15 protein-coding genes are annotated in these 20,298 nt (G+C 73.3%); 8 read left to right on the top strand and 7 right to left on the bottom strand.

Annotated elements, in window-relative coordinates; genetic code table 11:
* The 4 genes from ABD120_RS30070 to ABD120_RS30085 all read left to right on the top strand — a co-directional run bounded on the left by ABD120_RS30070 (position 1) and on the right by ABD120_RS30085 (position 8,874).
* Positions 1–915 carry a carbohydrate ABC transporter permease gene (locus ABD120_RS30070; RefSeq protein ID WP_343953541.1) on the top strand — a complete coding sequence of 305 codons (915 nt, stop codon included), beginning with the start codon at positions 1–3 and terminating at the stop codon, positions 913–915.
* Positions 916–1,830 (top strand): carbohydrate ABC transporter permease, encoded by a 915-nt coding sequence (locus ABD120_RS30075; RefSeq protein WP_343953542.1) that lies wholly within the window; start codon positions 916–918, stop codon positions 1,828–1,830.
* 14 nt (positions 1,831–1,844) lie between these two features.
* On the top strand, positions 1,845–4,709 hold the full coding sequence (locus tag ABD120_RS30080) for an ATP-binding protein (RefSeq protein WP_343953589.1): 2,865 nt from the start codon (positions 1,845–1,847) through the stop codon (positions 4,707–4,709).
* 205 nt (positions 4,710–4,914) lie between these two features.
* Positions 4,915–8,874 carry a S8 family peptidase gene (locus ABD120_RS30085; RefSeq protein ID WP_343953544.1) on the top strand — a complete coding sequence of 1,320 codons (3,960 nt, stop codon included), beginning with the start codon at positions 4,915–4,917 and terminating at the stop codon, positions 8,872–8,874.
* Positions 8,875–8,881: 7 nt separating this feature from the next.
* Here the strand turns inward: ABD120_RS30085 and metE are convergent, their stop codons facing one another.
* Positions 8,882–11,020 (bottom strand): 5-methyltetrahydropteroyltriglutamate--homocysteine S-methyltransferase, encoded by a 2,139-nt coding sequence (gene metE, locus ABD120_RS30090; RefSeq protein WP_343953545.1) that lies wholly within the window; start codon positions 11,018–11,020, stop codon positions 8,882–8,884.
* Between the two features lie 83 nt (positions 11,021–11,103).
* Here metE and ABD120_RS30095 point away from each other — a divergent pair, with 83 nt between their 5' ends.
* Positions 11,104–11,934 (top strand): LysR family transcriptional regulator, encoded by an 831-nt coding sequence (locus ABD120_RS30095; RefSeq protein WP_343953546.1) that lies wholly within the window; start codon positions 11,104–11,106, stop codon positions 11,932–11,934.
* Here the strand turns inward: ABD120_RS30095 and ABD120_RS30100 are convergent.
* Positions 11,891–12,601: a DNA alkylation repair protein gene (locus ABD120_RS30100; RefSeq protein WP_343953547.1), complete on the bottom strand. Its 711-nt coding sequence runs from the start codon at positions 12,599–12,601 to the stop codon at positions 11,891–11,893. The genes ABD120_RS30095 and ABD120_RS30100 overlap by 44 nt on opposite strands.
* Positions 12,598–13,275, bottom strand: a complete 678-nt coding sequence (locus ABD120_RS30105; RefSeq protein ID WP_425564068.1) for a TetR/AcrR family transcriptional regulator — start codon at positions 13,273–13,275, stop codon at positions 12,598–12,600. The genes ABD120_RS30100 and ABD120_RS30105 overlap by 4 nt, the downstream gene beginning before the upstream one ends.
* A 68-nt stretch (positions 13,276–13,343) precedes the next feature.
* Between ABD120_RS30105 and ABD120_RS30110 the strand changes: the two genes are divergently transcribed.
* The 3 genes from ABD120_RS30110 to ABD120_RS30120 all read left to right on the top strand — a co-directional run bounded on the left by ABD120_RS30110 (position 13,344) and on the right by ABD120_RS30120 (position 16,761).
* Positions 13,344–14,495, top strand: coding sequence for an acetyl-CoA C-acetyltransferase (locus ABD120_RS30110; RefSeq protein WP_343953549.1), 1,152 nt, complete (start codon positions 13,344–13,346; stop codon positions 14,493–14,495).
* A 105-nt stretch (positions 14,496–14,600) separates the two neighbouring features.
* The gene (locus ABD120_RS30115) at positions 14,601–16,088 is read left to right on the top strand and encodes a glycoside hydrolase family 3 protein (RefSeq protein WP_343953550.1); all 1,488 of its coding nucleotides are present in this window, start codon (positions 14,601–14,603) and stop codon (positions 16,086–16,088) included.
* A 4-nt stretch (positions 16,089–16,092) separates the two neighbouring features.
* Positions 16,093–16,761, top strand: a complete 669-nt coding sequence (locus ABD120_RS30120; protein ID WP_343953551.1) for a pentapeptide repeat-containing protein — start codon at positions 16,093–16,095, stop codon at positions 16,759–16,761.
* Positions 16,762–16,798: 37 nt separating this feature from the next.
* Here ABD120_RS30120 and ABD120_RS30125 read toward each other — a convergent pair whose 3' ends face one another.
* From ABD120_RS30125 to ABD120_RS30140, 4 genes are all read right to left on the bottom strand, one after another.
* Positions 16,799–17,821 (bottom strand): NAD(P)H-dependent flavin oxidoreductase, encoded by a 1,023-nt coding sequence (locus ABD120_RS30125; RefSeq protein ID WP_425564066.1) that lies wholly within the window; start codon positions 17,819–17,821, stop codon positions 16,799–16,801.
* Between the two features lie 136 nt (positions 17,822–17,957).
* Entirely contained in the window at positions 17,958–18,704 is a 747-nt protein-coding gene (locus ABD120_RS30130; protein ID WP_343953552.1) for a CoA-transferase subunit beta, read from the bottom strand.
* 76 nt (positions 18,705–18,780) lie between these two features.
* Positions 18,781–19,566: a CoA transferase subunit A gene (locus tag ABD120_RS30135; protein ID WP_343953553.1), complete on the bottom strand. Its 786-nt coding sequence runs from the start codon at positions 19,564–19,566 to the stop codon at positions 18,781–18,783.
* A complete protein-coding gene (locus ABD120_RS30140; protein WP_343953554.1) occupies positions 19,563–20,291 on the bottom strand; it encodes an enoyl-CoA hydratase family protein in 729 nt (242 codons plus the stop codon). Before ABD120_RS30140 ends, ABD120_RS30135 begins: the two co-directional genes overlap by 4 nt.
* Positions 20,292–20,298: the final 7 nt, after the last annotated feature.

Genomic DNA, 20,298 nt, shown 5'->3' on the forward strand with positions numbered 1-20,298 from the left:
ATGCGCCTGTCCGAGAGGTACCGCCGGGGACTGTTCATCACCGTGTTCCTGGCGGCACCGGTCCTGCTCTACCTCGTCTACGTGATCGCGCCGTACGTCCAGGCGTTCTACATCTCGATGACCGACTGGCGGGGCGTGAGCGCCTCTCCCACGTTCGTCGGGCTGGACAACTTCCGGCGCCTGCTGTCCGACGGGGTGTTCTGGAAGGCCGTCACGCACAACGGCCTGCTGCTGGTGCTGCTGCCGCTGATCACCATCGTGATCGCGCTGTTCTTCGCCTTCCTGCTCAACGTCGGCGGCGCCAAGGGCACCGAGGGCATCAAGGGCTCCGGCTTCTACCGGGTGGTGTTCTTCTTCCCGCAGGTGCTCGCCGTGGCCGTGGTGGCGGTGCTGTTCCAGCAGGTCTTCCGGCCGGACGGCAGCGGCATGCTCAACGGCCCGCTGATGGCGCTCGGCCTCGAACCCGTCGGCTTCCTGTCGAACCCGAACATCGCGTTCTGGTCGGTGCTCGGCGTCATGGTCTGGCAGGCCGTCGGCTTCTACGTGGTGCTCTTCTCCGCCGGGCTCGCCTCGATCCCGCGCGACCTGTTCGAGGCCGCGCAGATCGACGGCGCCGGGCGGGTCAGCCTGTTCTTCCGTGTCACGCTGCCGCTGCTGTGGGACACCGTCCAGGTCGCCTGGGTCTACCTGGGCATCCTGGCCCTCGACGTGTTCGCCATCGTCTGGGTGATGACCGACCAGCACGGCGGGCCCGACTACTCCACCACCGTGATGGCCGCCGAGATCTACCGCAACGCCTTCCAGTACTTCCGCTTCGGGTACGCCTCGGCACTCGGTGTGGTGATGTTCTTCTTCACCGTCGGCTTCGCGTTCCTGTCCCTGCGCCTGTCGCGCCGCGAACGAATCGAGTACTAGATGGCAACGACGACGTGGACGGCGGCCAACTCGCGCAAGCTCGCCCGCCGCGAGCGCAAGAAGCGGCTGGGCCCGCTGTCGGTGCTGACGCACGTGACCCTGGTCATCTGGACGGCGCTGGTCGTGGTGCCGATCGTGTGGACGTTCCTGGCCTCGGTCAAGAGCGAGGACGAGATCTTCGGCGAGGCGTGGGGGCTGCCCGCCACGCTGCGCTGGGACAACTTCGCCCGAGCCTGGGAGCAGGCGCAGATCGGGCAGTACATGCTCAACAGCGTGGTCGTCGTCGCGTTCAGCACGTTCGGCACCATGCTCGTCGGCGCGATGGGCGCCTACGTGCTGGCCCGCTACCCGTTCAGGGGCAACCGCGCCCTCTACCTGCTGTTCGTCTCCGGCCTGGCCTTCCCGGTCTACCTGGCGCTGACGCCGCTGTTCTTCGTGGTGCAGAACATGGGCACGCTGCCGCTGATCGGGCCGTTCATCGGCCTCAACACCCACGCGGGCCTGGTGCTCGTCTACATCGCGTACTCGATGCCGTTCACGATCTTCTTCCTGGCGGCCTTCTTCCGTACGCTCCCGAACGCCGTCGCCGAGGCCGCCCGCGTCGACGGGGCTTCGCACACCCGGGTCTTCTTCCAGATCATGCTGCCGATGGCCCGGCCCGGCCTGGTCAGCATCACCATCTTCAACGTGCTCGGCCAGTGGAACCAGTACCAGTTGCCGCTGGTGCTGCTCCAGGACCGCGACATGTGGGTGCTGACCCAGGGCATCGCCGACATCTCGACGGCGGCGGGCTACGACGCCGACTGGGCGGCCCTGTTCGCCGCCCTGACGCTGGCCATCCTGCCCATGCTGGTCGTCTACACGGTCTTCCAGCGGCAGATCCAGTCCGGTCTGACGACCGGAGCGCTCAAGTAGGGCACGCGGTGGAGATGATCGGCCGCGAGGCCGACCTCGCGGCGGTGACCCGCGCCCTCTCGGGCGCCGGGGCGCTGGTGCTCGTGGAGGGCGAGGCGGGCATCGGCAAGTCCCGCCTGCTCGACGAGTGCCTGGCCACCCCCGGCCTGCGGGAGCGGCGGGTGCTCGTGGCGGCCTGCCCGCCGCTCGCAGAGCCGTTCCCGCTGGGCGCGGTGGTCGAAGGGCTGCGCCCCTTCCACGGGCGCCTGGCCGACCTGCGGCTCAGCCCGCTGGCCGGGGCGTTGCGCCCGCTGTTCCCCGAGTGGGCGGCGCTGCTGCCGCCCGCCCTGGAGGCGCTGCGCGACCCTCGGGAGACCAGGCACCGGCTCTTCCGCGCCCTCACCGAACTCGTCGGCGCGCTCGGCGTCGAGATCATCGCCGTCGAGGACGCCCACTGGGCCGACCCCGCCACCCTCGACTGGCTGCTGACGCTGGCCGCCTCGCGCAGCCGCGACCACGCGCTCGTGCTCACCTACCGGCCGCTCGACGTGGCGCCGGGCTCGCCGCTGCTGCGGCTGACCTCGCGCTCGCCCGCCGCCCGGGTCAGCCTGGAGCCGCTGGACGTGCCCCAGACGCGGGCGCTGGTCGAGGCCATGTTCGGGGCTCCCGAGGTGTCGGAGCGGTTCGCCGCCTTCCTGCACGAGCACACCGGCGGCATCCCGTTCGCGCTGGAGGAGACCGTACGGCTGCTGCGCGAGCGCCGCGACATCTTCCGCTCGGACAGCGGCTGGCGCAGACGGCTCATGGAGGAGCTGAGCGTGCCGCCGACCGTGCGGGACTCCGTGCTCGAACGCGTGGCGCGGCTGGCCCCGCAGACGCGGGCGGTCCTGCGGGCGGCCGCCGTACTGGCGGCGCCGGCGGAGGAGGCGCTGCTCGGCGCCGTGGCCGGGCTCGACGAGCACGGCACCCGGGACGGCCTGGCCGGAGCGCTCGCCGGCGGCCTGATGCGCGAGGTCGAGCGCGGCGCCTTCGGCTTCCGCCACGTCCTGGCCGCCCGCGCCGTCGGCGACGCGATCCCGGCGCCGGAGCGCCGCCTGCTCCACCGGCGGGCGGGCCGGGCGCTCAGGGACGGCGAGCACCCGCCGGTGGTCCGGCTGTGCAGGCACTTCCGCGAGGCGGGCGACGTCGGCGCGTGGAGCGAGTACGCCGAGGCCAGCGCCGAACTGGCCCTGGAGTCCGGCGACGGCCACACCACCGTCGCCACCCTGCACGAACTCCTGACCACCGCCGAGCACCCGCTCGAACGCCGTGTCCGGCTGGCCCGCAGGCTCGGCGAGGCGGTCACGCTCAGCGCCGAGCCGCTGTCCGAGCTGGGCCGGAAGGTCCGCGCCGCGCTGGGACTGGCGCTGGCCGACCCCGAACTGCCCTCGGCCGAGCGCGGCGAGCTGCGTCTGCGCCTCGGCCGCCTCAAACTGCACCTGGGAGAGTACGAGGAGGGGCTGTCCGACCTGGAGGCCGCCGTTCCCGAACTGGAGCACCGCCCGACCCTCGCCGCCCAGGCCATGCTGCTGCTCGCCACCCCGTTCAACGCCGCCTGGCCCGCCGACCGCCACCGCGCCTGGGCGGACGCGGCCGTCCGCATCTTCGCCCAGGTACGCTCGCCCGCCGAACGCCTGGTCTGCCTCAACAGCCTGGCCATCGCACTGCTGCTGCTCGGCGACGCCGACGGCTGGCAGGTCGTCTCCGATCTGCCGGAGGCCGCCGACAGCCGCCTCGAACGCCGCGAGCTGGCCAGGGGCCGCCTCGCCATAGGCCAGCTCGCGACCGTCTGGGGACGGCACACCGAAGCGGCCCGCCTGCTGGACACGGCCGCCGAACTGGTCGAGGACACCGGCTACCGGCGCGTGGACGGCACCGTCGCCATCGGCCGTGCCCGCCTGGCCTGGCACCAGGGCGAATGGGCGGGGCTGGCCGAACGCGTCGGCGAACTGGCCGTGTCCGAGTCCGCCGACCAGGGCACCCGCCTGGAGGCCGCGCTGCTCCAAGGTCAGCTCGATCTCGCCTCCGGTGCCCGGGTCCGCGCCGAGCGGCGGCTGCGCAGGCTCCTGGCCTCGGTCGGGCCGAGCGGCCACGCCGACCCGTTCACCGCGCCGAACGCCGCCCTGGGCCGTCTCCTGCTGGACGCGGGCGACGTGACGGGCGCGCTCGCCTGCACCGGGCGGGCCATGGACGTGATCGTCGGCAAGGGCGTGTGGCTGTGGGCGACCGACCCGCTGCCCGTCCACCTCGACGCGCTGGTGGCGACCGGGCAGGTGGCGCAGGCGCGGGCGACGGTGTCGGCGTTCGCGGCGGGGCTCGCCGGGCGCGATGCCCCCGCCCCCGCCGCCGCCCTGCTCGTCTGCCGGGGCATCGTCGCCCGTGCCGCCGGCGCCGAGGAGGAGGCGGCCGCCCGGTTCGCACAGGCGGCGCTGGCGTGGGAGGAACTGCCCAGGCCGTACGACCGGTGGCTGACGGCCGAACGGCAGGGCCACGCGCTCCTGGCCGCCGACCGGCGGGAGCAGGCGCTGGCCGCCTGGTCGGCGGCGCAGGAGGGGTTCGTGGCGCTCGGCGCCCGCTGGGACGCCGACCGGGTCGCCCACGTGTTGCGCGGCCACGGCGTCGGCGTCGCCCGCCCCTGGCGCGGCGGCCGCAGGGGTTACGGCGACCGCCTGTCGCCGCGCGAGCGCGAGATCGTCGCCAGGGCCGCCCAGGGCTGGACCAACAAGCGCATCGCCGAGGACCTCAGCCTGTCGCCGCGCACGGTCGAACGGCACCTGAGCGCCGCGATGCGCAAACTGTCGGTCACCACGAGAACGGCGCTGGTGGCGGCCTCGGCCGGGCTCCTCGACGCCGACAGCTGACCCCGTGGGGCAGTTAATTGGGTGATTTCCCGGATCGCGGGGCGGCCGGGCCGGGCGGACGATGAGCCACGTGGAACCAGACCCCGAACAGCCCGCCGCCACCGAACCCGCCACCGCCGGGCTGGTGGAGGCGGCAGAGGACGAGACACCGTCCGACGACCGGCATGAACCCCTTTAGCCGGTTACCGCAGAGAGGCACCGCTTCATGACCGCACATCCGTTACGCCGCCACACTCTGCGCGGCCTACTCGCCGCCACTCTGGCCGCCGGGCTCGTCTCGGGACTCCCACCGGCCGCCTCCGCGGCTCCCGCCCCGACCGGCCCCACCCCGGCCCGTACGGCACCCGGCCCCGGCCCCCACGAGATCACCCTCATCACCGGCGACCGGGTCACCCTGACCGAGTCCGGCGCCGGGCAGTACATCGTCCGCAGCACCCCGGGCCGGCGCGCCGACGGCAGCCGCCCCAGGCTGAGCACCCAGTACACCCCGAAGGGCGTCTACGTCCTGCCGGAGGACGCCGTCGCCGCCATCGACTCGGGGCTGGTCGACCGGGAACTGTTCAACGTCCGCTACCTCGCGGAGAACGGCTACGCCGACTCGGGCACGCCGCGCATCCCCGTCATCGTCCAGTACGCCAAGGGCACCCGCGCCCGCTCCGCGCTGCCCGCCGCCACGACCACGAACACCCTGGAGAGCCTCGACGGCGCCGCCCTCGACGTGGCCAAGGCGCAGACGGCACGATTCTGGGACACCGTCGCGGGCCAGGCGAAACAGCGCGCCGGCGGCGTCGCCAAGCTGTGGCTGGACGGCAAGGTCACCCCCACGCTCGACCACAGCGTCCCCCAGATCGGCGCCCCCACCGCCTGGGCGGGCGGACACGACGGCACCGGCGTCAAGGTCGCCGTCCTCGACACCGGAGTCGACGCCGCCCACCGCGACCTCGACGGCCGCATCGCCGAGACCCGCTCGTTCGTCCCGGGCGAGGCCGTCCGCGACGGTCACGGCCACGGCACCCACGTCGCCGCGACCATCGCGGGCACCGGCGCCGCCACCGGGCGCAACAAGGGCGTCGCACCCGGCGCCCAGCTCGTGATCGGCAAGGTGCTCGGCGACAGCGGCTCCGGCCAGGACTCGTGGGTCATCGAGGCGATGGAGTGGGCCGCCCGCTCCGGCGCCAAGGTCGTCAGCATGAGCCTCGGCAGCGGCCCCACCGACGGCACCGATCCGGTGAGCCAGGCGCTGAACGACCTGAGCGCCGCCACCGGCACCCTGTTCGTCGTCGCGGCGGGAAACACCGCCGACGAGGGCACCGTGGCCGCGCCCGGCTCCGCCGACGCCGCGCTCACCGTCGCGGCCGTGGACCGGAACGACACCCGCGCCTGGTTCTCCAGCCAGGGCCCCCGCTTCGGCGACTCCGGGCTCAAGCCCGACCTCGCCGCGCCGGGCGTGAGCATCGCCGCCGCCCGCGCCGCCGGGACCTCGATGGGCGAGCCCGTGGACGACGTCCACACGCGGGCCAGCGGCACCTCCATGGCCACCCCGCACGTCTCCGGCGCCGTCGCCCTGCTCGCCCAGCGGCACCCGGACTGGACCGGCCCGCAGCTCAAGGCCGCGCTGATCGGCAGCGCGAAGGACACCGGCGCCACCGTGTACGAGCTGGGCGCCGGCCGCCTCGACGTGGCCAGGGCCTACGGCCAGACGGTGCACACCGCCACCTCGGGCCTCGACTTCGCCTCGGTCAACGACGAGCGGCCCGTCGTCAAGGACCTCGCCTACCGCAACACCGGCGACCGGCCGGTGACGCTCACGCTCAGGGCGAGCCTGCGCAGGGTCGGCGGCGACGACGCCTCCGGCAGCCTCACCGTCGCCGACCCCACCCTGACCGTGCCCGCGAACGGCACCGCCACCACCAAGGTCACCCTGACCCCGGCCGGAGCCGCCTTCGGCGCCTTCAGCGGCGCGGTCACCGCCGAAGCGGACGGCCTGCGGCTGCGCACCCCGGTCGGCGCCGTCCGTGAGAGCCCGAAGGTGCAGCTCACGGTCCGCACGATCGGCAGGGACGGCAAGCCCGCCAACCCGTGGGCGCAGCACACCCTCGACGTGAGCGGCACCGACGGCTTCCTCGGCGGCACCCGGCTCGTGGACACCGGCGTCACCGTCACGCGGGTGCCGCCCGGCGTCCACCACGTGACCCAGTGGATCGACTGGGCGGACGAGGACGACCGCCTCAACTTCGGCTACCTGGTCGACCCGGAGGTCCGGGTCGACGGCGACACCGAGATCACCCTCGACCTGCGCAAGGCCAGGCAGGTCCGCTTCACCACCCCGAAGCCGGCCGAGCCGCTGAACAACGACTGGGTCGCCAACGTGCAGCGCACCACCGCCGCAGGCGAGGTGTACGGCGCCGGGATCACGCCCAACAGCCCGTACGGAGCCTGGATGAACCTGTGGGTGACCCCCACGGAGAAGGTCACCGTCGGCAGGCTGCGCTGGTTCTCGCACTGGACGCTGGGCAAGTCCGAGCTGGCTATGAGCGTGCGCGGGCGCGAGCCGTACCCGCTGAAGGTCCTCGCTCCCGTCCACAGTGTCAACGCGCAGGGCCCCACGCAGAGCGGCCACCCCGGCTTCGTGCAGTTCACCGGCATCCGCGACCTGCCCGTCGCGGACGTCGGCCAGGCCCGGCCGGAGGACCTCGCGGGCCGCGACCTGCGCGGCAGGCTGGTGCTCATGGACACCGGGATGGCCGACGACGGCGGCGCACCGCTCTGCGAGGCCCCCATCGAGCGGATCGGCCCGCTGCGCGAGGCCGGCGCCGCCTTCGTGCTCATCTCCCCGACGCGCACCGGCGCGTGCGGGCTGCCGATGGCCATCACCCAGAAGCCGTTCACCGGCGACGCCAAGCCCATCGGCGTGCCGAACGCGTTCCTGAGCCACACGGAGGCGCGGCGGCTGAAGGAACTGCTGGCACGGGGACCGCTCACGTTGCGGGTGGCGGGCACGCCCGACACGCCCTACAGCTACACGCTGAAGCCGTACGACGAGGACCGGATCGCCGCCGACCAGCACCGCGTCCTGACCGAGCGGCAGCTCACCAGGGTCGACTCGACCGTGCACGCCGCCTCGTCGGCGCGGATCTCCGACTGGCGCTACGTCTTCAAGCAGGACGACGGCATCAAGACCGCCGTCGCCATCGAGGAGTTCCAGCCCTTCGCCTACACGGCACCGGCCCGGCGCACCGAGTGGGTGGGGCCGCCCGACCCGGCGGTCATCCAGGAACGCGGCCTGACCTCGGTGCCAGAGGCCGGGACCGCCACCCTGGACACCCGCTACCGCACCGAGGCGTACGGCAAGGCGGGACGCGTGAAGCAGCGCTGGTTCACTCCGGGCAGCACGCCGGGCGCCGCGATCGTGCCCGACGAGGTTCTGCGCCTGGCCGACCCGTCGCTGCCGCCGCTGGCCGCGAAGGGGACCGGCGTCATGTGCTCGATCTGCGTGCAGCAGGACGTGCTGTGGGCCGACTTCGTCCTCACGGGCCGTTCGGAGAAGCAGTGGTTCCAGGGCGCCGGGTTCTGGAAGGGCGGCATGGTCCTCACCCCCGGCTACGACGTACGCCTCTATCGGGACGGCAGGCAGCTCGACCGGCTCGACAACCCCTGGTTCCGTGAGCTGCCCGCCTTCCCGCTCCAGGGCGAGGGGGAGTACCGGCTGACGGCGAAGAACGCGGCGCACGACGTCGAGTGGACGTTCCGGGCGCCGCCCCCGCAAGGGCAGACCCAGCGCGGGGCGGGCTGCCGGGCGTGGAACATCCAGGGGCCCGTCGAGCACTGCCGGCCGGTGCCCTCGGTGTTCGTGGCCTACGACTTCGGCGACGACGTCACGATGGACAACCGGGTCAAGGCCGGGCCCGCCCACACCTTCCGGGTGACGGCCTACCACTCGCAGTCCACGACGGCGATGCCGAGGATCGCCGGGCTGAAGCTGTGGTCCAGCACCGACGACGGCGCCACCTGGACGCCGGTGGACCTCAGGCGCGAGCGCGACGGCGAGTTCACCGCCCGCGCCCGCTACGGCGGCAGGGGCGCCGTCAGCCTGAGGGCCGAGGCGTGGGACGCGGACGGCAACCGGGTGAAGCTGACCAGCCCGAGGCTCTTCACCCTCCGTTAGCCCGGTGTCACAGGGCCGCGCGGGCTCGCCGCGCGGCCTCCGCCACGTTCGCCAGCGCCGCCTCCACCTGCGGGTAGGTGCGGGTCTTCAGGCCGCAGTCCGGGTTGACCCACACCTGCTCGGCGGGCAGCACCGCGAGGGCCGCCGCCAGCCGGCCCGCGACCTCCTCCACGGGCGGCACCCTCGGCGAGTGGATGTCGTAGACGCCGGGGCCGAGCCCTCTGGCGTACCCGGTGACCGCGTCCAGGATCCGGGTGCCGGAACGGGCCGACTCGATCGTGGTCACGTCGGCGTCCAGACCGTCGATCGCCGACAGGATCTGGTCGGCGTTCGAGTAGCACAGGTGGGTGTGGATCTGGGTACGGTCGCCCGCCGCACCCGTCGCCCGCCGGTAGGCGGCCACCGACCACTCCAGATAGTCGGCCTGCTCGGCGGCCCGCAGCGGCAGCAGCTCGCGCAGCGCGGGCTCGTCCACCTGGATGACCGACACCCCGGCGGCCTCCAGGTCGCGCACCTCCTCGGCGATGGCCGCCGCCACCTGGTGGGTCACCTCGCGCAGCGGCAGGTCGGCGCGGTCGAAGGACCAGGCGACGATCGTGACGGGGCCGGTCAGCATGCCCTTGACGGGCTTCGCGGTCAGCGACTGCGCGTACTTCGCCCACCGCACGGTGATGGGGGAGGGCCGGCCGACGTCGCCGTGGATGATCGGCGGGCGGGTGCACCGTGAGCCGTAGGATTGCACCCAGCCGTGCGCGGTCACCGCGAAGCCGTCGAGGTGTTCGGCGAAGTACTGCACCATGTCGTTGCGCTCCGGCTCGCCGTGGACGAGCACGTCGAGGCCGAGCCGCTCCTGCACCCGGACGGCGTGCTCGATCTCGGCCTCGACCAGCCGCTCGTAGTCCTCCCGCGCGAGCGTGCCCGCCGTCACGGCCGCGCGGGCCGCACGCAGTTCGCCGGTCTGCGGGAACGAGCCGATCGTGGTGACCGGCAGCGGCGGCAGCCGCAGGTGCTCGGCCTGCGCCGCCGCCCGCACGGCGTACGGGCTGCGGGCGGGGACCGGCGGCAGCTCCGCCCGCCTCGTGGGTACGGTACCGGCCGCGCCCCCCGTCTCACCGGCGGCCAGCGCCCGCGCGAGCGCGACGACCTCGGCCGCCTTCTGCTCGGCGAAGGCCAGGCGCTCCCGCAGCCCGGGGTCGAGCCCGTCCTCGACCGTCACGTCGTACGGCACGTGCAACAGCGAGCACGAGGTGCCGACCACGACCCGGTCCGCCTCGACCGCCCGCAGCTTGGCCAGCGCCGCCGCCGGCGGGGTGCGCCAGACGTCCCGGCCGGAGACGACCCCCGCGACCACGGTCTTGCCCGGCAGCGGCGGCGGCACCGGGCCGCGCACCAGGTCCACGGCCAGCGCCTCGACCGGGGTCGCCGCCAGCACGGGCAGCGCCTCGCCGAGGTCGCCGAAGTAGGAGGCCACGAGCAGCTTGGGGCGTACGGGGAGGGCGCCGAGGCGTTCGTAGGCCGCGCGCACGGCCGCGAGCTCGTCGGGCGTGCGGTCCTGGACCAGCGCGGGCTCGTCGAACTGCACCCACTCGACGCCTTCGCCGGCCAGTGCCGCGAGCAGCTCCTCGTAGTGGCCGAGCACCTCGCCGAGCCGGTCGAGCGCCCCCGCGAGCAGCAGGAACGTCACCGGCCCGACCACCACGGGCCGGGTCTCGTAGCCGAGCGCGCGGGCCTCGCGCACCTCGCCGACGGGCTTGCCCGCGTCCAGTTTGAAGACGGTCTCCGGGCCGATCTCCGGCACGATGTAGTGGTAGTTGGTGTCGAACCACTTGACCATCCGCAGCGGCGCCAGCCCGTCGGTGCCGCGCGCCATGGCGAAGTAGGGGTCGTCGGCGGCCTGGTAGCGCTCCGGCACCGCGCCCAGCATCACGGCGGTGTCGAGCACCTGGTCATACAGGGAGAAGGTGTTGGACGGCAGGCCGTCGAGCCCCAGCTCCGCCAGCCGCCGCCAGGTGCCTGCCCGCAGCCGGGCGCCTTCTGCCTCCAGTTCCCGCCGCGTCGAGCGGCCGTCCCAGTAGGACTCCAGCGCCCGCTTGAGCTCCCTGTGGGGCCCGATCCGGGGGTATCCGAGCACGGTCGATGACTGCATGGTTCCGCTCCCAAGCCGATGAGGAAAACGTCTGGATCGTGCCCGCGCGGCAGGTGGTGGTGCATCATCTATTGGTGTTGCTTATGCTGCGTGAGATCCAGTGCTTCGCCCGCGTCGCCGACCGGCTCAGCTTCTCCCGGGCCGCCGCCGACCTGGGGATGTCGCAGCCCGCGATGAGCCAGGCCATCACCCGGCTGGAGACCGCCCTGGATCTCAGGCTCTTCGAGCGGACCCCACGCGAGGTGCGGCTGACGCCGGCGGGCAGGGGGCTGCTGGCCCAGGCCGACGAGGTGCTCGCCGCCATGGACGGATTCGAGGCGGAAGCGGCCCGGCTCACCCGTCCGGCTATCAGGATCGCTTATCCGGCACTGGCCGGGCCGTTGGTGGCGCGGATCGCCAGGCGGCTGGCCGCGCGCACCCCGCCGATCGCCGTCGAGCTGAGCGTGGCCGGGCGCGCGGCCGCCGCACGGGCGCTCGACACGGGCGAGGTGGCGGCGGCGATCGTCGCCATGCCCGCTCCGGCGCGGTTCACGACCGGGGCGCGCTTCCACGTGAGCGTGGACCGGCTGGCCGTGCCCGCCGACCACCCCTGGCGCAACCGGGTGCTCGCCGGGCAACTGGCCGAGCAGCGGGTGCTGATCCCCGGCCGAGGCTGGGCCCGCCTGCCCGGCATCCACCGGCAGGTCGCCGAGGACGACTTCGCGGCCGCCCTCGACCTGGTGGCGGCGGGCGCGGGCCTGCTGCCGATCCCGCAGCTCGTGGCGCGGGCCGTACGCAGGGAGGACGTCAGGTTCGTGCCTCTGGAGGGCGCCGAGCTGCGGCTGACCTACGGCCTGGCCTGGCTCGGCGAGCCGGTGGCGCCGGAGCTCATCACGCTGGTGCGGGTGGTGCAGGAGGCGCTGTGGACCCGCTGAGGTTCTTGAGCGCCTCGCGCCGGCTCAGCCCGGACAGGCCCTTGGCCCGCACGTAGCGGATCACCTCGCCGGGGTTGACCTTGGCGTACTCGCGCAGCGCCCACCCGATCGCCTTGCGGGCGAAGAAGTCGTTGTCCGACAGGCTCGGCTCGATGCAGGCGTACAGCAGCGCGGTGTCCGTGCGCTCCTTGAACCGGTTCTGCGACAGGATCGCCGTGCGGCGCCGCCACAGGTCGGAGTCGCCCGCCCACTCCAGCATGAGGGGGCGCATCGAGTCGGGGAAGGCGGCCAGCAGCCCGCCGACGCGGTGGGTGGCCAGTTCGTCGACGAGGTCCCACCAGGCGCCGGTGACGATCATCTCCTCGTACATCGGCACCGTGTAGAGGGTCTGGTGGGCGCGGTACAGGCGGTGGCCGGTGAGGTCGACGGCGGCGTAGCGCTCCTCGCGGTACTCGGCCTCGTGCCACAGCTCCATCACCGCCCGCCGCCACGCGGGCGCGTCGGGAAGGGGGTGCTCGGCGAAGACCTTCCGGAGCAGCGCGCGGCGCGGGGCCGCCTGCACGCCGAGGAAGGGCATGTCGGACTTCATGTACGCCTGCATGCCCGTGGCCTTGGCGGGGTCGGCCGCCTCCTCCAGCGCGGCTCTGACCGTCTTGCGGAGGCTCATGCCTTCTGCGTGGTCCGCTCGCCGGTGGCCAGGCCGTCGAAGAGCACGGTGACGTAGTGCTCGGCCAGGCCCGAGGTGTTGAGCCGGCCGCCGGGGCGGAACCAGCGCACGGCCACCCAGATGGTGTCGCGGATCATGCGGTAGGTGAGCTTGGGGTCGACGTCGGGGCGGAACTGCCCGGCGGCCTGGCCCGCCTTGATCTGGCCCACCCACATCTGCTCGACCTCGTCCTCGGCCTTGACGAGGTAGTTGAAGCGCTCGAACTGGCGCAGGTAGTTCCAGTCGTTCTGCATGACGGTGATCGCCGCGCGGTGGGGTTCGAGGGTGCCGAAGCCGATGCGGACCATCTCCGACAGCACGGTGCGCGGGTCGCCGCCGCTGTCGAGGGCCGAGCGGTAGCGCGCGATGAGGTCGTCGAGGAAGGTGGACAGCACCTCGTCGACGATCGTCTCCTTGGAGTCGAAGTGGTGGTAGAGACTTCCGGAGAGGATGCCCGCCTCCAGGGCGATCTCGCGTACCGTCGTCGCCTGGAAGCCCTTGCGCGCGAACAGTTCCGCAGCGAGCTTGACGAGGTGGTCGCGGCGCTCGGACGCGGGCCCTGTTGAGGTCGCGCGTGGGCGCTTGGCCGGAGCCGCGGTCGCGCCGGAGTTCTTTCGCGTGGTCACGTCCTCCATTATGAGCCTTCGCACAATCGCTTGTTCACCGAACGCTAGTCTACCAAGCGCTTGCTACAATGTCGCCCATGGGCGAGGCGTACATCATCGGCGCGGTCAGGACCCCGGTCGGGCGCAGGAACGGCGGCCTGGCCGCCGCCCACCCCGCGGACCTCGGCGCGCACGTGCTCACGGCGCTGGTCGAACGCACCGGCGTCGATCCGGCGGCCGTCGACGACGTCGTCTTCGGGTGCGTCGACACGGTCGGCCCGCAGGCCGGCGACATCGCGCGCACCTGCTGGCTGGCCGCAGGGCTGCCGGAGGAGGTGCCGGGGGTGACCGTGGACCGCCAGTGCGGCTCCTCCCAGCAGGCGCTGCACTTCGCCGCCCAGGCCGTCATGTCGGGCACCTGTGACCTCGTGGTGGCGGGTGGCGTGCAGAACATGAGCATGGTGCCGATCGGGCAGGCCATGGTCGCGGGCCGCGACCTCGGCCACGACAGTCCCTTCGACGGAAGCGCGGGCTGGCGTGAGAGGTACGGCACCCGCGAGGTCTCCCAGTTCGCCGGCGCGGAGCTGATCGCCCGCAGGTGGGGCATCTCGCGGGAGGACATGGAGCGGTACGCGCTGGAGTCCCACAGGCGCGCCGCGCTGGCCGTCGACACGGGCCGCTTCGCCGCGCAGGTGGCGCCCTTCGCCGGGGTCGGGCAGGACGAGGGGCCGCGCCGTGACACCGATGCGCGGAAGATGGCGGCGCTGCGGCCGCTGGTGGACGGCGGCCGTCTCACCGCCGCGCTGGCCTCACAGATCTCCGACGGGGCCGCCGCGCTGCTCGTCGCCTCCGCGCGGGCCGTACGCGGGCACGGGCTGACCCCGATCGCGCGCGTGCACCATCTGTCGGCGCGCGGCGGCGATCCGATCGAGATGCTCTCGGCGCCGATCCCGGCCACCGCGCACGCGCTCGCGCGCGCCGGCATGGCGATCGACGACTTCGACGCCTTCGAGGTCAACGAGGCGTTCGCGTCGGTCGTGCTGGCCTGGCTGAAGGACTGCGGCGCCGACCCCGACCGGGTCAATCCGAGCGGCGGCGCCATCGCGCTCGGCCATCCGCTGGGCGCGACGGGTGCGGTGCTGATGACGAAACTGGTGCACGAACTTCACCGGACAGGCGGACGATTCGGGCTCCAGACGATGTGCGAAGGCGGCGGACAGGCTAACGTCACGATCGTGGAGCGGTTGTAGGTCACCGTGCCATACGGGTACATGTCACGTTCTGTGAATGGATCATCGGGCTGACGTCCGAAGATGCCACTAGCAAATAGGAAACTTTCCTATTAGATTCTGGGCATGCCCATGAGCCGCGACCTGCTGCGCCTGGCGGATTCCGTCCTTCTGCCCGGCTTCCAAGGCACCACCCCACCAGACTGGCTCCGCCGCAGACTCGGCGAGGGCCTGGCCGGGGTCGTGCTCTTCTCCCGCAACATCGTCTCCCCCGCACAGGTCGCCGAGCTGACCGCCGCCCTCCGCGCCGAGAACCCCGCCGTGGTCGTGGCCACGGACGAGGAGACCGGCGAGGTCACCCGCCTGGAGGTCCAGGGCGGCAGCAGCCGCCCCGGCAGCTACGCGCTGGGCGTCGTCGACGACCCGGCCCTCACCGAGGTCATCGCCCGCGACCTCGGCCGCGACCTCGCCGCCGCGGGCGTCACCCTCGACTTCGCCCCCTCCGCGGACGTCAACTCCAACCCCGACAACCCGGTCATCGGGCTGCGATCCTTCGGCGCCCACGCCGACCTCGTGGCCCGGCACACGCGCGCGTTCGTGCGCGGCCTGCAGTCGGCCGGGGTGGCGGCGTGCGCCAAACACTTCCCCGGCCACGGCGACACCTCGGTCGACTCCCACTACAGCGTCCCCCTCGTCGGCGCCGACATCGAACAGGCCCTCGTGCCCTTCGCCGCCGCCATCGCCGAGGGCGTGCGCTCGATCATGACCGGCCACCTGCTGGTCCCCTCCCACGACCCCAACGCCCCCGCCACCCTCAGCCACAAGGTCCTCACCGGCCTGCTCAGGGAGGAACTCGGCTTCCAGGGCCTGATCGTCACCGACGGCATCGAGATGGGCGCCGTGGCCGGGCCGTACGGCATCGGCGGCGCCTCGGCCCGCGCCATCGCCGCCGGAGCCGACGCCATCTGCGTGGGCGGCGAGAACTCCGACGAGGCCACCGCAGTCTCGGCCCGCGACACCATCGCCGCCGCCGTCGCCGACGGCCTGCTGCCCGAGGAGCGCCTGGCCGACGCCGCCAGAAGGGTCGCCGAACTGACCGCCTGGACCACCGCCGCCCGCGCGGACGGTCCCGGCGGGCACGGCGGCGACGGTGCGCACGGCCTGGCCGGCGCCCGCCGCGCGGTGCGCGTCACCCGCCGCTCGGCCGCTCCCTCGCTCCCGGTCACCACCCCGGCCCAGGTGATCGAACTGTCACCGGAGATGAACCTCGCCATCGACAAGGACACCCCGTGGGGCGTCGGCGAACCCCTGGCCAAACTGCTGCCCGGCACCGCCGTCACCCGTCTGACCGCGCAGGAGGCGGGCGGACCCACCCTCGAACGCCTCCTCGCCGAGAGCCGGGACCGCCCCCTGGTGATCGTCGTGCGCGACGTGCACCGCTACGAGTGGCAGACCGCCGCCGTGACGCACCTGCTCAGCGGACGCCCGGACGCGGTCGTCGTCGAGATGGGCCTGCCCGCCCGCACCGACCTCGGCGCCGTCCACATCGCCACCTACGGCTCGGCCGCCGTCTGCGGGCAGGCCGCCGCGGAAACGATCACCGGTACGCTCTAGCGTCGTGGACTTCGACAGCGAGGATCTCTCCCACCAGGCACTCACCGAGCGGCTCGGCGACGGACCGCACGTCTTCCGCGACTGCGACCTCACCTCCGCCGACCTGTGGGGAGCCTCGCTGGCCGGATCCCGTTTCGAGTCCTGCGTCCTGGAGGGGACCGACTTCCGCAAGGCCGACCTCGACGGCGCCGTCTTCGCCGGCGGGGGCGGCCTCGGCACCCGCTTCAGCGACTCCGACCTGCTCGACGCCGTCTTCACCGACGTCGACCTGTCCTCGGCGCGGTTCGGCGGGGCGCTCATGACCGACGCCGCCTTCAGCGGCTGCCGCATGATCGGCGCCTCCCTGACGGCCTCGCGCGGCACCGGCTTCACACTCTCCCGCTGCAACCTGACCATGGCCAACCTCGGCGGCTGCCTGTTTCGCGGGCAGACGCTGGAGGGCCTCCGCCTCGACGACGCCGACCTGTCCGGCTGCGACTTCACCGAGGCCACCTTCACCGACTGCCGGCTGATCGGCGCCAAGGTGCTGCTGGCCACCTTCGCCAAGGCGGACCTGCGCGGCGCCGACCTCGGCGAGCCCGACGACGCCAAGCTGCGCGCCCTGTCCGGCGCGGTGATCGGCCCCGGCCAGGCCGCCGCCATCCTCCTGGCCAGGGGCCTCACGGTCCTGTAGGTCTCACGGTCCTGCAGGTCTCACGGTCCTGCAGGTCTCACGGCAGCCCGTCCAGGACGGTCCCGGCCTCCGCCATGATCCGCCCGATCAGTTCCTCGCACGACGGCAGGTCGCCGATGACGCCGACGACCTGCCCGCAGGCCATCACCCCGAGATCGGCGCGGCCGTCCACCATGGCCGCCCGCAGCAGCACCGGAGTGTTCGCCGCCTGCAGCACCTGCGCCCAGGTCAGCTCCCGTCCGCGCCGCATCCGGCGGGCCTCGCCGATCAGCTCGGCCCACGACAGCCCCGACAGCCTGCGAAAGCGCGCGCCGTTCACGACCGCCCGCAGCAGCCGCGTACGGCCCAGCGACTCCACGAACGGCGTACGGAGCACCCGGTGCGGCACCCCGTCCACGTCCCTGGTGACCACCGTCTCGTTCGCCGCCAGGTACACCCGCTTGACCGCGTCGGGCACCGGCGAGTCCCGGGTGAGCAGGAATCTGGTGCCCATGGCGATGCCGCAGGCGCCGTACGCGAGGGCCGCCACGAGCCCGCGCCCGTCGAAGAACCCGCCTGCGGCCACGACCGGGATGTCCACCGCGTCCACCACTTGGGGCAGCAGCAGCGTGGTCGGCGTCGGCCCGGTGTGCCCGCCGCCTTCGCCGCCCTGCACGATCACCGCGTCCGCGCCCCACGCGGCCACCTTCTCCGCGTGCCTGCGCGCGCCCACCGATGGGATCGTCACCAGCCCGGCGTCCTTCAGCCTGGCGATGAGCTCCGGTCTCGGCGCCAGCGCGAACGAGGCCACCCGCACCCCCTCGCGGATCATCACCTCGACCCGCTCGGCCGCGTCGGCGGCGTCCGCGCGGATGTTCACCCCGAACGGCGCGTCGGTGCGCTCCTTCACCCGCCTGATCGCCGAGGTCATCTCGGCCACCGGCAGTGTCGCGGCGGCGATCACGCCGAGCCCGCCGGCCGCGCTGGTGGCCGCCGTGAGCCGTGCGCCCGCGACGTACCCCATGCCGGTCTGCACGATCGGATACCGGCAGCCGACCAGTTCGGTGAGCGCGGTCCTCATGCCGGCACGGTCCGGGGGGCGCGTTCCGGAGTCCTGGGCAGGGATGCCGGTACGGCCCCGGGGGCGCGGTCTGGAATCCCGGGCCGGGCCGCCGGCACGGTCCTGGGGACGTGGTCCGGAGTCGCGGGCCGGGTCCTCACGCCACCTCCTTGTCCCGCGTGCGCTCGGGGTCCAGCCGGTCGAGCGCCCGCAGTTCCTCGTCGGTGGGGGTGCGCGTCACGGGGACCACGGCCGGGATCTCCAGCGCGAACCCGGTCGCCGCGACCACCTCGTCCACGCTCACCCCGGGATGCGCCGAGACCAGCCGCATCGTCCCGCCCACGCCGCCGAAGTCGAGCACCGCGAGGTTCGTCACCACCCGCCGCAGCTCGCACGCCCCCCGGTCGACGCCGATCCCGCTCACCACGTCCACCCGCTCCACGAACACACGCGGCGAGTGCCGGGGGATCCAGTAGCTGGTCGGGCCGCACCTGGTGTTGCCCGGCGCCCCGCGCACCCCGAGCAGCTGCGCCTTCGGCCGGGCCCAGTCCCCGATGGCGGAGATGTTGGTGTTGCCGTACCGGTCGATCTGCGAGGCGCCCAGCATCGCGTGGCGGCGGCCGTTCAGCACCAGCCACAGGTGGTCGCGGAACGGCAGCCAGCCCTCCACCACCGCAGGCGCCCGCCCCAGCGGCGGGACGTCGCCCGTGAGCAGGCACCCGCCGTCGTGCGTGAGCAGGTCCGGCTCGAACGTCGCGCGGGCCAGCCGGGCGCCGAGCACGGTGATCGCGCCGCCGACGCCCGCTGCCAGGATCTCGCCGTCGCCCCTGAACGCCTCCGCGCAGGCGAGCACGCACACCTCGGCCCTGCTCATGTCAGCCTTGCCCATGTCAGTTCTGCTCATGGCGGCCCTGCTCACCTCAGCCCTGTTCACCTCAGCCCTGTTCACCTCAGCCCTGTTCACCTCAGCCCTGTTCACCTCAGCCCTGCTCATCGAGGAACTCCCGCCAGTCCGTCGTCGTGTAGCGCCGCTGGCGCTCCTCGTCCCTGCCGTAGTCCGGCTCGCAGCTCGTGAACCACGCGCCGCCGGGTGCCTCCACCACGCCGCGCACCATCGACCTGCTGACCAGCAGCGACTGCACCGGCCCGGCCCCGACCAGGTCGGCGGTGGCCACGACGCGCTCGCACGAGACGTAGGCGCGCTCGGCCGCCTTGGCGTACAGGTCGTCGAAGTAGGGGTCGGGGCCGAGGTACTGCGCGTTGCCGCCGGCGTCGGCCCGGTTCAGGTGGATCAGCGCCGCGTCCGTCCGCAGCGCCGGAACCGCCACCAGTTCCTCGCCCCCGTACGGCGAGCGGACCGTGCGCAGCTCCGGGTTCACCCGCATCACGTCGGAGCCGAGCCCCGCGTACGTCGGCAGGAACGGCAGCCGGTGCGCCGCCGCCAGCAGGCCGAACATGAACATGCCCTCGTCGTACTCGGTGAAGGCGATCGTGCCCTGCTGGCGGGCGCGGCGGAAGTGCGGTTCGAGGGGGATCGAGTCGAGGGTGACGAAGGGGGCGATCACCCGGCGCACCTTGCCGGCCGCGCAGAGCAGGCCGACGTCGGCGCCGCCGTACGAGACGATCGTGAGGTCCTTCAGCGGCGAGCGGAGGATGCCGGCCACCAGCGCCATGGGCTTGCGGCGCGAGCCCCAGCCGCCGATGCCGATCGTCATCCCGCTGTCCAGTTCGGCGACGACCTCCTCCACGGTCATGACCTTGCTCATCGAAGGAACCTCTCCCGGTGCTCGTCGCCCGCGCCCATCAGGTTGAGCTCGAAGGTGAATCCCTGCTCGAAGCGGTAGCTGCGCCTGACGTCCACCGGGTCGATGCCGTTGAGCGACTCCTTCGCCCGGCGGATGATGTACGGGTCCTTGGCGGCGATCTCCCCGGCGACCTCCAGGGCGCGTTCGCGCAGCCTGCCGGGGGCCGTCACCTCCAGGACGGAACCGAAGGCGTGCAGCTCGCCGGCCGTGACGTTCCTGCACGTGTAGACCATCGCGCGCATCAGGTGGGCGGGCACCAGCCGGGCCAGGTGGGTGGCGGCGCCGAGCGCGCCCCTGTCCACCTCGGGCAGGCCGAAGTAGGCGTTCTCCTCGGCCAGCACGAGGTCGGCGTTGCCCGCGAGCCCCACGCCGCCGCCGAGGCAGAAGCCGTGCACGGCGGCGATCACCGGCACCTCGCAGTCGTAGACGGCGGCGAACGCGGCGAAGCAGCCCCGGTTGGCCGCCACCAGGGCGGAGTGGCCCTCGGCCTGGATCTGCTTGATGTCCACCCCGGCGTTGAACCCGCGCCCCTCGGCGCGCAGTACCAGCGCCCGGGTGGCCCGGTCGCGCCCGGCCTCGGCCACGGCCTCGGCGAGGTCGAACCAGTCACGCACGGGCAGCGCGTTGACCGGGGGGAGGTCCATCACCACCTCGGCTACCGGTCCGCCGCGCACCGTGATCCCCATCCGCCGC

Source organism: Nonomuraea longicatena (assembly GCF_039525605.1).
GTDB lineage: Bacteria > Actinomycetota > Actinomycetes > Streptosporangiales > Streptosporangiaceae > Nonomuraea > Nonomuraea longicatena.